This is a genomic window from Rhodobacter lacus (assembly GCF_042683065.1).
In the GTDB taxonomy this organism is placed as follows: domain Bacteria; phylum Pseudomonadota; class Alphaproteobacteria; order Rhodobacterales; family Rhodobacteraceae; genus Rhodobacter; species Rhodobacter lacus.
Window position 1 is genome coordinate 354,582 of the sequence record NZ_JBHUIX010000013.1, and the last position, 12,760, is coordinate 367,341.

Sequence of the window (12,760 nt, forward strand, 5' to 3'; positions counted from 1 at the left end):
ATGCGCCCGATCCTCATCGATGATGTGCTGGCCGCGGCGGAGGCGGCCTTGGCCTGCCCCCCGGAGGCGCGGGCGGCCGCGCTTGCGCGCTGGCTGGAGGAGGCGCATGCGGCGGACCTTTACCGCAAGCGTCTGGGGCGGGTGCATCCCGCTTGGGGGATAGGCTCGCTCGGGGACCGGGCGCGGGGCGAGCCGCGCCGCCGCCCGCTCTGGCCGGGCGCGGAGAGGCTCGAAGCGCTTGGCCTTGTTCTTGCTGCCATTGCGGTATGGCGCCGACGGGTCTTTTCCCCGGCCCGTTCGTCCCCTATCTGAGGGCGACACACTGTGCTAGGATTGCACGAGATGAAGGAGCCCTCCCATGGCCAAGACCCAAGCGAAAGTTGCTGCCGTTGATCCGGTCTGGAGCCAGATCTGTGAGGAGGCGCATGCTGCGGTGCGCGACGAGCCGCTTTTGGGCGCGCTGATCCATGCCGGGCTGCTGCACCATCCGACGCTTGAGCGTGCTTTGGCTTTTCGGTTTTCGCTGAAGCTCGCCTCGGGCGAGATGAGCGAGCAGATTCTGCGCGAGATTGCCGATGAGGCCTTCAGCAGCGATCCTGATCTTGGTCAGGCGGCGCGCGCCGATCTGGTTGCGGTTTATGACCGTGACCCGGCCTGCCATCGCTTCCTCCAGCCGATCCTTTTCTTCAAAGGCTATCAGGCGCTGCAAAGCTACCGCATTGCGCATTGGCTCTGGCGGGTCGGGCGCACTGACATGGCCTATTTTGTGCAGATGCGCACCTCGGAGATGTTTGGCGTTGATATTCATCCCGCGGCGCGGATTGGGCGGGGGGTGATGATCGACCATGCCCATTCGATCGTGATCGGCGAGACGGCGGTGGTGGGCGACAATGTCTCGATGCTGCATTCGGTGACTTTGGGCGGCACCGGCAAGGAAGAGCAGGACCGCCATCCGAAGATTGGCAATGGCGTGCTGATCGGAGCGGGCGCGAAGGTGCTCGGCAATATCCACGTGGGCGACAATTCGCGCATTGCCGCGGGCTCGGTGGTGCTTGCCGATGTGCCGCGCTGCAAGACCGTCGCCGGCGTGCCCGCGAAGATCGTGGGCGAGGCGGGCTGCGCGCATCCTTCGGTCAGCATGGACCAGCAATTGCGCGGCTGCGACTGCGAGGGGTGAGGCTTTCGCCTCGGCAGGGCCGAGGCGACCCGCCGGGGGGCTGCGCCCCCCGGACCCCCTGCTTTTCGGGGGGCAGGCCCCCCGGGTCCCCCCTGCTTTTTCGGCCCCCGCTCAGCCCTTCAACTGGTCATAGGCTTCGAGCGCCTTCAGGCCATACATCAGCGACGGGCCTCCGCCCATCAGCACCGAGACATTCACCGTTTCCTCGACCTCGGCGCGGGTCGCGCCCGCGGCGATGCAGGCCTGCACATGCAGGCCGATGCAATAGGAGCATTGCCGGGCGATGCCGATGGCAAGCGAGATCAGTTCCTTTTGCTTGGTCGAGAGCACGCCCTCGGCAAGGGCTTCATGGTGAAGCGTGCCGAATCCCTTTTGCGTGGCGGGCTGCTTGGTCGCGTAATCGGCCATTTCCTTGCGGATCGTGTCGAGTTCGGTGGTCCAGTCCATGATCTGTCCTTTCGGCTTTGGATGGCTCCACCTAGAAAATAACATATCGCAATTTGTTCCGCCTTGAGCCAAAACAAAAAGCCCCCCGCAAGCGGAGGGCTTCTTTCAGGGGGGAGGGGGGCGTTCAGGCGAGCATGGCCATCGGGTGTTCGAGGTTCGAGACGATCGCGGCGAGAAGCTCTGCGCCAAGCGCGCCATCGATCACCCGGTGGTCGACCGAGAGGGTGAGCGACATCATTGTCGCCACTTCGATCGTGCCATCGGCGCCGATGACGGGCTTTTTCACCCCCGCGCCGACGGCAAGGATCGCGCCATGGGGCGGGTTGATCACGGCGTCGAAGCTTTCGATCCCCATCATGCCGAGGTTCGAGATTGCGAAGCTGCCGCCTTGGTATTCGTGCGGGGCAAGCTTGCGGCTGCGCGCCCGGGTGGCGAGGTCTTTCATCTCGGACGAAAGCTGGCTGAGCGGCTTGATCTCGGCGTCTTGCAGGACCGGGGTGAAGAGCCCGCCCTCGATCGCGACGGCGACGGCAACATCGGAGGCTTTCATCTGCAGCACCCGGTCGCCCGCCCAGACCGCATTGGCCGCAGGCACCTGTTGCAGCGCGAGGGCCGAGGCCTTGATGATGAAATCATTGACCGAAAGCTTGACGCCACGGGCGTGGAGCTGGTGGTTGATTTCCCCGCGGAAGGCGAGAAGCGCATCGAGTTTCACCGCGCGGCGCAGGTAGAAATGCGGGATCGTCTGCTTCGCCTCGGTGAGGCGGGCGGCGATGGTCTTGCGCATGCCGTCGAGCGGGATCTCGGTATAGCTGCGGCCCTCGTAGAGTTTTGCGACATTCGCCGCAGAGACAGGGGCCGGGGCCGCGGCCGGTGCGGATGCGGCTTGCGCCGGAGCCACGGGGGCAGGGGCCGCTTTCGGGGCGGCGCTTGCCCCCTCGACATCGGCCTTGACGATCCGGCCATGCGGGCCGGAGCCTTTCAGGGCGGCAAGATCGAGCCCCTTCTCGGCGGCGATCCGGCGCGCAAGCGGCGAGGCGAAGATCCGCGCGCCCGGTGCCTTTTGCGCGGGAGCGGCAGAGGCTTGCGCCGGAGCGGGGGCCGGGGCGTCTTCAAGGACGGCGGGCATCGGCTCGGCCTGGGCCTTCGGCGCGGGCGCCGGTGCAGGCAGCGCATCGGCGCTTTCGCCCTCTTCGATCAGCACGGCGATGGGGGTGTTGACCTTCACGCCCGAGGTGCCCTCGGCGATCAGGATCTTGCCCATCGTGCCTTCATCGACCGCTTCGAATTCCATCGTCGCCTTGTCGGTCTCGATCTCGGCGATGATCTGGCCGGAGGTGACGGCGTCGCCCTCCTGCACCAGCCATTTCGCGAGCGTGCCTTCCTCCATCGTGGGGGAGAGCGCGGGCATCAGGATTTCTACAGCCATTTTGCCCTCCTTACCGGTAGCAGACGCGTTTGACGGCGGCGACGACTTCATCCGATGTCACCAGCGCCAGTTTTTCGAGGTTGGCGGCATAGGGCATCGGCACATCCTTGCCGGTGCAGTTGAGCACCGGCGCATCGAGGTAATCGAAGGCGCGCTCCATGATCACCGCACTCAGATGGTTGCCGATGGCGCCGACCGGCCAGCCTTCTTCCACCGTGACGCAGCGGTTGGTTTTCATCACCGAGGCGAGCACCGTGTCATAGTCGATCGGGCGCAGTGTGCGCAGGTCGATCACCTCCGCCGAGATCCCCTCGGCGGCGAGCTTGTCGGCGGCCTCGAGCGCATGGCTCATGCCGATGCCGAAGCTGACGAGGGTGACATCCGTGCCCTCGCGCCAGATCCGCGCCTTGCCGAAGGGGATGGTGAAATCGTCGAGCGCCGGCACCTCGAACGAGCGGCCATACATGATCTCGTTTTCGAGGAAGATCACCGGGTTCGGGTCACGGATTGCGGTTTTCAAAAGGCCCTTCGCGTCGGCTGCGGAATAGGGCATCACCACTTTGAGGCCGGGGATTTGCGCATACCAGGCGGCGTAATCCTGGCTGTGCTGGGCGCCGACGCGGGCGGCGGCGCCGTTCGGGCCGCGGAACACGATCGGGCAGCCCATCTGGCCCCCCGACATGTAAAGCGTTTTGGCCGCCGAGTTGATGATCTGGTCGATCGCCTGCATCGCGAAGTTGAAGGTCATGAATTCGACGATCGGCTGCAGCCCGCCAAAGGCCGCGCCCACCGCGATACCGGCAAAGCCGTGTTCGGTGATCGGCGTGTCGATCACGCGGGCGGCGCCGAACTCGTCAAGCAGGCCCTGGCTGATCTTGTAGGCGCCTTGATACTCGCCCACTTCCTCGCCCATGAGAAACACGTTTTCATTGCCGCGCATCTCTTCGGCCATCGCCTCGCGCAGCGCCTCGCGCACCGTCATCGTTCTCATCTCGGTGCCCTCGGGCCAGTCGGCGCTGGCTTTGGAGACCACTTCGACCGGGGCGGCGGCTTGCGCGGGGGCGCTGGCCGCGGGCGCATTGGCCTCGGGCGCCGGGGCGGGGGCTGCGGCTGCGGCGGGCGCGGGGGCCGCATCGGCGCTCTCGCCCTCTTCGATCAGCACCATGATCGGCGTGTTGACCTTCACGCCCGAGGTGCCCTCGGCGATCAGGATCTTGCCCACAGTGCCCTCGTCGACGGCTTCAAATTCCATCGTTGCCTTGTCGGTCTCGATTTCGGCGATGATCTGGCCGGAGGTGACGGCGTCGCCCTCCTTGACCAGCCATTTCGCCAGCGTGCCCTCCTCCATCGTCGGCGAGAGGGCGGGCATCAATACTTCGGTTGCCATGGTCTTTCCCCTCACGCGGTGATGTCGGTCCAGAGCTCTTCAAGTGCGGGCTCGGGGCTCGTTTTCGAGAATTCGGCCGCTTCGTTCACCACGGCCTTGATTTCGCGGTCCACCGCCTTGAGGTCTTCGTCCGTGGCATGGCCGCCCGAGAGCAGCAGCTCGCGCACGTTCTCGATGCAGTCGCGCTCGTCGCGCATCTTTTGCACCTCTTCGCGGGAGCGATACTTGGCCGGGTCCGACATCGAATGGCCGCGGTAGCGGTAGGTTTTCACTTCGAGGATGTAGGGGCCCGCGCCGGAGCGGCAATGCGCCACCGCCTTCTCGCCCGCCGCCTTCACCGCGAGCACATCCATGCCGTCCACCACTTCGCCGGGAATGCCGAAAGAGGTGCCGCGGGTGTGGATGTCGGGCGTGGAGGTCGAGCGTTTTTGCGACGTGCCCATCGCATATTGGTTGTTCTCGATCACGAACACCACCGGCAGCTTCCAGAGCGCGGCCATGTTGAAGGTCTCGTAGACCTGGCCCTGGTTCGCGGCGCCGTCGCCGAAATAGGTGAAGGTGACGTTGTCGTTGCCCTTGTATTTATCGGCAAAGGCAAGGCCCGCGCCAAGCGGCACCTGCGCGCCGACGATGCCGTGGCCGCCGTAAAAATGCTTCTCTTTCGAGAACATGTGCATCGAGCCGCCCTTGCCCTTGGAGAGCCCGCCGGTGCGGCCGGTGAGTTCGGCCATCACGCCTTTGGGGTCCATGTCGCAGGCGAGCATATGGCCGTGGTCGCGGTAGGAGGTGATGCGCTTGTCACCCTCTTTGGCGGCGGCCTCAAGCCCGACCACGACGGCTTCCTGACCGATGTAGAGATGGCAGAACCCGCCGATCAGCCCCATGCCGTAAAGCTGGCCCGCCTTCTCCTCGAAGCGCCGGATCAGCAGCATGTCGCGGTAATATCTGAGCAGATCCTCCTTCGAGACATTGGGCCGCTGCGGCGCCGCTGTCTCGGGGGTTTTGCGTGTCGCCATCGGACAGCCTCCCGGGTTCGTGATAGTTCAACGTTAAACCATCACTTAGCGCAAGCCGGGCGCAGATGCAATGACTGCTGCGACAAAGCCCCGCAGCCAAGGGCGCGGGGCGGGGCGTGCAAAAGCGGGCAGGGTCAGCGGATCACGATCTCGTCGGCGCGCAGCGTGCCAAGCACATCGCGGGCGCGTTCATCGAGCAGATCGAGGTCGAGGTAATCATCGGAGAGGCGATGGGTGAGATTCGCCATGCGCGCATGTTCGCCCTGCAGCGCATCGCGCGTGGCCTCGGCGCGCGCAATTTCCGCATCAAGCTGAACGCGGCGAAAAATGCCATTGGGCCCCTGAGTCGCCGCAAAGGCAAAGTTCATCGCCAAGACCGCGGCGAGCGAATAATAAACGAAGGGAAAGACCTTCGGACCTTTGGGGAACATGCATTGCCTCGTGGTGCGTCTCTGCCGGACGTTGCGCCAAGAATGCCAGAACGGCGCCGATTTGGGAATCCCCCTTGCTTGCCCGGCGGCGAAATTTTGACCGCGCCGGGATTTCGCCTCGGCAGGCCGAGGCGACCCACCGGGGGGCTGCGCCCCCCGGACCCCCTGCTTTTCGCGGGGGGAGGCCCCCCGCGCAGGGTGCCATTCCCGGGCGAACAGTTTGGCCGCGCGGCACGGGGCTGCGCGCGGTCCTGACAGAAAAGGCGCGAGGACGAGCCTCGCGCCTTCCGGTCTCGTGCCGGGCCTCGCCTCAGTTCATCGGCGCCGGTTTCGGCGTTGCGGCCGTGCGCACCGGCAGCGTCGGGTGCACCACCTGCGGTTGCTCGCCGGTCAATGCGGTGAGGAAGGCCGTGATCTGGTCGATCTGCGTTTCATCCAGCTCGGCGCCCAGCTGCGAGTTCGCCATCACCGCCACCGCTTCTTTCAGATCCCAGACCTTGCCGGAGTGGAAATAGGGCGCGGTGAGCGCGATATTGCGCAGCGGCCCGGCGCGGAAGACATATTCGTCATCTGCCGTGGCCGTGACCTTGAAGCGGCCGGTATCGCCCTCGGGCAGGATCTCGGCGCCGGGGGTTTCCACCACGCCAAACGGATAATAGCCGTTGCCGCCGATGTTGATGCCGTTGTGGCAGCTTGCGCAGCCGGTATCCATGAAGAGCTGCAGGCCGGCCTTTTCATCCGCGCTCATCGCCCCGTCACTGCCCATCAGGAACTGGTCGAATTTCGAGTTCGGCGTGATCAGCGTGGCCTCGAACGCCTCCACGGCCAGCGCGAAATTGTCAAAGCTGATCGGGTCGGCCTCGCCCGGGAAGGCCGCGGCGAAGGCGCTCACATAGCCCGGCATCGATTTCACCGTGGCGACGAGATTGTCCGGCGTGTTGTTCATCTCGACGCCCGCCTGCACCGGGCCTTTTGCCTGCGCGGCGAGGTCGGGGGCGCGGCCATCCCAGAATTGCGCGATGTTGAAGACGGCGTTGAGCATGGTGGGGGCGTTGCGCGGCCCCTGTTGCCAGCCGTGGCCGACCGAGGTTTCGAGCCCGTCAACGCCGCCAAGGCCGATGTTGTGGCACGATTGGCAGGAGAACACGCCCGATTTCGACATCCGCGGATCGAAGAACAGCATCGCGCCAAGGTCGACCTTGTCGCGGGTGATCGCATTGCGGTCGGCCAGTTGCGGGGCCTGCATCGGAATCACCTCGAAGAGGCCTTTGGCTTCTTCGCGCAGAGCCGCGTCATCGGCCAAAACGGGGGTGGCCAACGCCGACGTCAACGCCAGCGCAGCCGCAAGTTTGAGTTTCATGGACCCTGTCCTCCATAACGAAAGGTAGAATAAATCTAAGTTCACAGCGGCGTGAGAGGATTGATCCAGATCAAAGTTGGAATAGTTCCAGATGCGACGGGCTGTCGCAGGTTTTGGTTGACACTTCTACCCGCGCATGGCGCATAGTGAGGCCCTCAGGGAGGGCGCTCATGGCACTGGAAGACGCAAAAAATCAAATAGATACGGCATTCACACGGGCGGAGTTGCGCGGCCTTGCCTATGAGAACGCCTTTGCCGGCGCGCCCTCGTTTTTGCGGCGCCGCTACACCAAAGACCTGACCGGTGTGGAGCTTGCAGTCACCGGGGTTCCGTTTGATCAGGCGGTGACAAACCGGCCCGGCACGCGCTTTGGCCCGCGCGCGATCCGCGAGGCCGCAACGCTGCAGGCCTTCGATGCGCCCTATGGCTGGGGCTATGATCCGCTGAGCGAACTCAGCATTGTCGATTATGGCGATCTTGCCTTCGATTATGCCCATACCGCGAGCTTTCCCGACCGTGTCACCGACCACATCGCCACGATTCTCCAAGCGGGGGCGGGGGTGATCACGCTCGGGGGGGATCATTTCATCACCCTGCCGATCCTGCGCGCCATGGCGGCCCGGCATGGCCCGGTTGCGCTGATCCATTTTGACGCGCATTCCGACACCTGGGCCGATGACGACATGGCCCGGATCGACCATGGCACCTTCCTCTACAAGGCGTTGAAGCTTGGCTATGTCGCGCCCGAGACCACCGTCTCTGTCGGCATCCGCACCGACAACCCCGACACCTGCGGGGTGCATATCCTCGATGCGCCCTTCGTTCACCGTGAGGGGATCGAGGCGACGCTGGCGCGCATCCGCGACATTGTCGGCACCCGGCCCTGCTACATCAGCTTTGATATCGACTGTCTCGACCCGGCCTTTGCCCCCGGCACCGGCACGCCGGTCTGGGGCGGGCTCGCCTCCTGGCAGGCGGCGGCGCTTTTGCGCGGGCTCGCGGGGGTGAACCTTGTCGGCGGCGATGTGGTCGAGGTCTCGCCGCCCTATGACCCCACCGGCGCCACGGCGATTGCGGGCGCGCATGTGGCAAGCGAACTCATTGCGCTTTACGGCTTTACCCGCCGCAAGGGCTAAGAGGCAGGTCACAATCGCGCAGGGGCGGGGCAGGGGCTTGCAGCAAGCCTCCTGCCTTCCTACATCGAGCAAAAGCACTGCGGCCGAAGGGGGTTCGGCCGCCAAAGCGGGGACAGAATGCGCAGCGCCTTCCACTTTTTCGGCTGGGCCTTCGGCTTCACAGCAATCGGTCTGATGCTCGCGCTCTGGCTGGGCTTCGTCTACGAGCACACATTCTCCGGCGCGATGTCGTTCTTTTTCGTCGCCTGCGTGCTCGCGGTGCTGGAAATCTCGCTCTCCTTCGACAATGCGATCGTCAATGCGAACAAACTCAGCCGGATGACACCGATCTGGCAGCGCAGGTTTTTGACCTGGGGGATACTCATTGCCGTCTTTGGCATGCGGATCCTGTTTCCGCTGATGATCGTGGTTGTGGCGGCCCATGTGGGGCCATGGGAGGCGATCCGGCTCGCCGCGACCGAACCGCGTGAATATGCCCATATCATCGACGGCGCCCATGTCTCGATTGCCGGTTTTGGCGGCGCGTTCCTGATGATGGTGGCGTTGAGCTACTTTGTCGATGCCGGCAAGGAAGTGCATTGGTTTCCGGCGCTTGAGCGGCGGTTGAGCGCCTGCGCCTCGGTGCGCGGGCTTGAAATCGGCTTTGTGCTGATGCTCGTTCTGTTCGTGGTCTGGGTTCAGCCGATGCAGGAGGAACGCAGCTTCCTGATTGCCGCCTGCACCGGGCTGTTGACCTTTCTCGCGGTCGAGGGCATCGGTCAGGTGATCGACCGCGGGTCGCTCTCGTCGGAAATGGCGCGCGGCGGGATCGGCGCCTTCCTCTATCTCGAAGTGCTGGATGCGTCGTTCAGCTTTGACGGGGTGATCGGCGCCTTTGCCCTGACGCAAAACCTGTTCCTGATCGCGATCGGCCTTGGTATCGGCGCGTTCTACGTGCGCTCGATGACGGTGATGCTGGTGGAACGGCACGCGCTCTCGGAGTTCCGCTTCCTTGAGCACGGGGCGTTCTGGTCCATCCTCGTGCTCTCCGTGGCGATGTTTGCACAAACCCTGATGCCGGTGCCGGAATGGGCGACCGGCTTGCTCGGGGTGCTGTTCATCGGCATGAGCTTCTTTTCTTCGGTGCGCTGGCGGCGTGCCAATCCCGAACCCTGCGAATAACGCGCCTTAACGCCAAAAGCAAAACGCCGCGCAGGGGGCGCGGCGTTTTCAAGGTTGTGATCGGGGTCAGGAGGCGACGCGGAAGCCGTCATCCGGGGCGCCAATGCGGAACACCGAGCCCTGTGCGGCCAGCTCGCCCGCCTGCGATCCAAGCACGGAGACGGCGGCCGAGCTTTCCTCGAACATGGCGGCGTTTTGCTGCGTGAGCTGGTCGAGCTGGTGCACCGCCGAATTGATCTCGGCAAGGCCGGTCGATTGCTCCACCGCCGAGCCCGCGATCGCCTGAACGAGCCCGTCGACTTCGGTCACGAGCCGGTCGATCTCGCTCAGCGCCTGGCCGGATTCATTCACCAGATCAACGCCCTGGCGCACCTGCCGCCCCGAGGTCTCGATCAGTTCCGCGATCTCGCGCGCGGCCTCCGAGGAGCGCTGCGCCAGCGCGCGCACTTCCGAGGCCACAACCGCGAAGCCGCGCCCCGTCTCGCCGGCCCGGGCCGCCTCCACGCCCGCATTGAGGGCGAGAAGATTGGTCTGGAAGGCGATGTCGTCGATCACCGAGGTGATGCGCGAGATCTGGTCTGAGCTTTGGGCAATATCCCCCATCGCGGAAATCGTTTGCTCCACCACGCGGCGGCCCTCGCTGGAGCGGTTGCGCGCCTTGGTCACGGCATTGGCGGCATTGCGCGCGCCGCTTGAGGAGCTTTCAACCGAGGAGGAAAGCTGATTCAGCGCGGCGGCGGTTTCCTCGAGCGAGGCCGCCTGCGTCTCGGTGCGCCGCCCAAGCTCGGCGGAGGCCCCCGAGAGGTTCGTCGTTTCGATGCGGATCGCTTCGGCGCTTTCGACAATCGCGCCGACAAGCTCTTCCATCCGTTCGAGCGCGGCATTGTAATTGGCGCGCAGGGACTCGAATTCGGCCGGCATCGGTCGGGTCAGACGGTAATCAAGCTCCCCCGCCCGCAGCGCGGAGATCCCGTCCTCAAGCTCAAGGATGGCGGCCTTGCGGTCGGTAACATCCGTGGCGAATTTCACCACCTTGTAGGGGCGCCCGTCCTCGTCGAGGATCGGGTTGTAGCTCGCCTGAATCCAGACTTCCTTGCCGCCCTTGCCGATGCGGCAGAACTCGGCCACCTGCGCCTTGCCCGCGCGCAGCTCGTCCCAGAATTTTGCATAAGCGGGGGTGGAGCGCTCCGCCGTGGGCATGAACATTGCATGCGTCTTGCCCTGGATCTCCTCAAGCCGGTAGTTCATCACATTGAGGAAAATGTCGTTCGCCGTCAGGATCGTGCCCTGCATGTCGAATTCGATCACCGCCTGCGAGCGGCCCAGCGCCGCAATCTGCCCGGCACGGTCGATCGCGGTGAGACGGTCCTGGGTGATATCTTGGGCAAATTTGACCACGCCGCAGAGCTTGCCGTCGATCCCGATGATCGGGTTATAGGTCGCGCGCAGGAACACCGGGCGCCCGCCCTTGCCAACCCGCTGGAAGCTGCCAGAGACAAAATCGCCGGTGCGCAACTTGTTCCAGAACGCGGCATAGTCCGGCGTTTCGGCGCCTCCCGCAGGCATGAACATGCTGTGATGCTTCCCGATCACCTCTTCACGGCTGAAGCCCATGGTTTGCAAGAACGCGTCGTTGACATCAAGCACCTTGCCCTCAAGGTCGAATTCGATCACCGCCTGCGAGCGGCGCAGCGCGGCCACCATCGCCTCCATATGCTTGCGCTCTCGCGTTTTTTGCGTGATGTCGCTGGCAAAGCTGAACACTTCCACCACCTTGCCCGAAGCATCGCGCGTCGGCACATAGGTGGTTTCGAGCCAGACAAGCTCGCCCGTTTTGCGCAGCCGGGTCACCGCAAGGCGCTGCACTTGTCCGGCGCGCAGCCCCTCCCAAAATGGGCCGGTGCCGATCGACTTGGCATAGCTCGGCAGCATGAGCTTGCCGAGCGACTGCCCCACCAGTTCCTCGGGGCTGTAGCCCAGAATCTCGCAATAGGCGGGGTTCGCGCTGAGAATTTTGCCATCAAGATCAAATGACACGACAGCCAAGGCTGTTTCCACAGCGTTGGTCAGGGCTTCCTTGCGCTGCATTTGGGGGGCTGCGGACGAGCGGCGAAACAGCATGATGACTCCGTCTGGTTTCGCAAAACTCTACCTGCGCCGCCTTTATGGCCCGTTAATTGCCGTCATTTTCAGCGGGCGCAAAGGTTGAATCTCAGCTTTTGCCCCAGCTCTGCATGACCTTTATGTAATTGGCCCGTTCATAGCCGTCGCCATCCGTGAGCGCGCCATGGCCAAGCTGGCCGCGGATCGCGCCGGGGCCCGCCAGCCCGCGCACGGCGAGCCAGTCCTCCAGCCCGCGCCGCAACTCGCCCATATGCTTGGGCCCATGGCGCAAGAGCGCAGAGGTGGTCATCACCACATCGGCGCCGGCGAGAAGGTAGCGCACCACATCCTCGGAGGTCTCCACCCCGGTCGTGGCCGCGATCGAGCCCGCGATCCGCCCCGAAAGCACCCCGATCCACAAAAGCGGCAGCCGCATCTCGTAGCGGCGCGAAAGCTCCAGCGACGGCGTCACCGTCAGGCCCACCGGGTCGATATCGGGCTGGTAAAAGCGGTTGAAAAGCACCATGCCATCGGCCCCCGCGGCCACGATCCGCCGCGCCATATGCGCGGGAGACGAGAAATAGGGGCTGATCTTCACCGCAAGCGGGATCTCCACCGTGTCACGCACCGCGCGCACCACATCGAGCGTGCGCCGCTCGACATCGGAGCCGGAAACATCGGGGTCGGTGGGCAGGAAATAGACATTGAGCTCAATGGCCGCCGCACCCGCCTCGGCCAGATCATGCGCGAGATCGGTCCAGCCGCTGTCGGTGGTGCCGTTGATCGAGGCAATCACCGGAATGGAGAGCGTGGCGGCCGCCTGCTCCACAAGGGCCAGATGGTTCGAGCTTTCAAACGCAAAGGCCGCCTGCGTCGGAAAGTAGCTCAAGGCCTCGCCAAAGCTCTCGGAGCCATGCGCGACAAGCTGGTCAAGAATGCGCTGCTCGTGCCAGATCTGCTCCTCGAAGACCGAGGGCAGCACCACCGCCCCGGCGCCCTGATCGGCGAGTTCCTTCAGCACGTCGAGCTTGGCGTTGAGCGGGCTCGCCGAGGCGACAAGCGGGCTTTCAAGTTCCAGCCCGAGATAGCGGGTTCTCATTTCCATCGTCGTCC

The 12,760-nt window shown here is 64.5% G+C and carries 12 protein-coding genes; 4 read left to right on the forward strand and 8 right to left on the reverse strand.

Annotation, left to right across the window (positions count from 1 at the left end; genetic code table 11):
* A complete protein-coding gene (locus ACFSM0_RS13890; protein ID WP_377391501.1) occupies positions 1–312 on the forward strand; it encodes a DUF7742 family protein in 312 nt (103 codons plus the stop codon).
* 46 nt (positions 313–358) lie between these two features.
* On the forward strand, positions 359–1,177 hold the full coding sequence (cysE, locus tag ACFSM0_RS13895; protein WP_377391504.1) for a serine O-acetyltransferase: 819 nt from the start codon (positions 359–361) through the stop codon (positions 1,175–1,177).
* 111 nt (positions 1,178–1,288) lie between these two features.
* Here the strand turns inward: cysE and ACFSM0_RS13900 are convergent, their stop codons facing one another.
* From ACFSM0_RS13900 to ACFSM0_RS13925, 6 genes are all read right to left on the reverse strand, one after another.
* A complete protein-coding gene (locus tag ACFSM0_RS13900) occupies positions 1,289–1,624 on the reverse strand; it encodes a carboxymuconolactone decarboxylase family protein (protein ID WP_377391507.1) in 336 nt (111 codons plus the stop codon).
* Positions 1,625–1,748: 124 nt separating this feature from the next.
* Positions 1,749–3,053: a pyruvate dehydrogenase complex dihydrolipoamide acetyltransferase gene (locus ACFSM0_RS13905; RefSeq protein WP_377391510.1), complete on the reverse strand. Its 1,305-nt coding sequence runs from the start codon at positions 3,051–3,053 to the stop codon at positions 1,749–1,751.
* 10 nt (positions 3,054–3,063) lie between these two features.
* A complete protein-coding gene (locus ACFSM0_RS13910; RefSeq protein ID WP_377391513.1) occupies positions 3,064–4,440 on the reverse strand; it encodes a pyruvate dehydrogenase complex E1 component subunit beta in 1,377 nt (458 codons plus the stop codon).
* A gap of 11 nt (positions 4,441–4,451) precedes the next feature.
* Complete coding sequence (gene pdhA, locus ACFSM0_RS13915; RefSeq protein WP_377391516.1) at positions 4,452–5,456, reverse strand: pyruvate dehydrogenase (acetyl-transferring) E1 component subunit alpha; 1,005 nt, start codon at positions 5,454–5,456, stop codon at positions 4,452–4,454.
* Positions 5,457–5,590: 134 nt separating this feature from the next.
* Positions 5,591–5,887 (reverse strand): FtsB family cell division protein, encoded by a 297-nt coding sequence (locus ACFSM0_RS13920; protein WP_377391519.1) that lies wholly within the window; start codon positions 5,885–5,887, stop codon positions 5,591–5,593.
* 310 nt (positions 5,888–6,197) lie between these two features.
* Positions 6,198–7,247 (reverse strand): cytochrome-c peroxidase, encoded by a 1,050-nt coding sequence (locus ACFSM0_RS13925; RefSeq protein ID WP_377391522.1) that lies wholly within the window; start codon positions 7,245–7,247, stop codon positions 6,198–6,200.
* A gap of 170 nt (positions 7,248–7,417) precedes the next feature.
* Between ACFSM0_RS13925 and speB the strand changes: the two genes are divergently transcribed.
* Positions 7,418–8,383 (forward strand): agmatinase, encoded by a 966-nt coding sequence (speB, locus tag ACFSM0_RS13930; RefSeq protein WP_377391525.1) that lies wholly within the window; start codon positions 7,418–7,420, stop codon positions 8,381–8,383.
* Between the two features lie 117 nt (positions 8,384–8,500).
* Entirely contained in the window at positions 8,501–9,544 is a 1,044-nt protein-coding gene (locus ACFSM0_RS13935) for a DUF475 domain-containing protein (protein WP_377391528.1), read from the forward strand.
* Positions 9,545–9,610: 66 nt separating this feature from the next.
* On the opposite strand, the gene ACFSM0_RS13940 is transcribed toward ACFSM0_RS13935, so the two are convergent.
* Together ACFSM0_RS13940 and ACFSM0_RS13945 are read right to left on the reverse strand one after the other, a co-directional pair.
* Positions 9,611–11,665 carry a methyl-accepting chemotaxis protein gene (locus tag ACFSM0_RS13940; protein ID WP_377391531.1) on the reverse strand — a complete coding sequence of 685 codons (2,055 nt, stop codon included), beginning with the start codon at positions 11,663–11,665 and terminating at the stop codon, positions 9,611–9,613.
* 91 nt (positions 11,666–11,756) lie between these two features.
* Positions 11,757–12,752 carry a dihydroorotate dehydrogenase-like protein gene (locus tag ACFSM0_RS13945; protein WP_377391534.1) on the reverse strand — a complete coding sequence of 332 codons (996 nt, stop codon included), beginning with the start codon at positions 12,750–12,752 and terminating at the stop codon, positions 11,757–11,759.
* Positions 12,753–12,760: the final 8 nt, after the last annotated feature.

Coding starts and splice junctions, on each gene's coding strand:
- ACFSM0_RS13890 (WP_377391501.1), top strand. CDS start 1: ATGCGCCCGATCCTCATCGATGATGTGCTGGCCGCGGCGGAGGCGGCC.
- cysE (WP_377391504.1), top strand. CDS start 359: ATGGCCAAGACCCAAGCGAAAGTTGCTGCCGTTGATCCGGTCTGGAGC.
- ACFSM0_RS13900 (WP_377391507.1), bottom strand. CDS start 1,624: ATGGACTGGACCACCGAACTCGACACGATCCGCAAGGAAATGGCCGAT.
- ACFSM0_RS13905 (WP_377391510.1), bottom strand. CDS start 3,053: ATGGCTGTAGAAATCCTGATGCCCGCGCTCTCCCCCACGATGGAGGAA.
- ACFSM0_RS13910 (WP_377391513.1), bottom strand. CDS start 4,440: ATGGCAACCGAAGTATTGATGCCCGCCCTCTCGCCGACGATGGAGGAG.
- pdhA (WP_377391516.1), bottom strand. CDS start 5,456: ATGGCGACACGCAAAACCCCCGAGACAGCGGCGCCGCAGCGGCCCAAT.
- ACFSM0_RS13920 (WP_377391519.1), bottom strand. CDS start 5,887: ATGTTCCCCAAAGGTCCGAAGGTCTTTCCCTTCGTTTATTATTCGCTC.
- ACFSM0_RS13925 (WP_377391522.1), bottom strand. CDS start 7,247: ATGAAACTCAAACTTGCGGCTGCGCTGGCGTTGACGTCGGCGTTGGCC.
- speB (WP_377391525.1), top strand. CDS start 7,418: ATGGCACTGGAAGACGCAAAAAATCAAATAGATACGGCATTCACACGG.
- ACFSM0_RS13935 (WP_377391528.1), top strand. CDS start 8,501: ATGCGCAGCGCCTTCCACTTTTTCGGCTGGGCCTTCGGCTTCACAGCA.
- ACFSM0_RS13940 (WP_377391531.1), bottom strand. CDS start 11,665: ATGCTGTTTCGCCGCTCGTCCGCAGCCCCCCAAATGCAGCGCAAGGAA.
- ACFSM0_RS13945 (WP_377391534.1), bottom strand. CDS start 12,752: ATGGAAATGAGAACCCGCTATCTCGGGCTGGAACTTGAAAGCCCGCTT.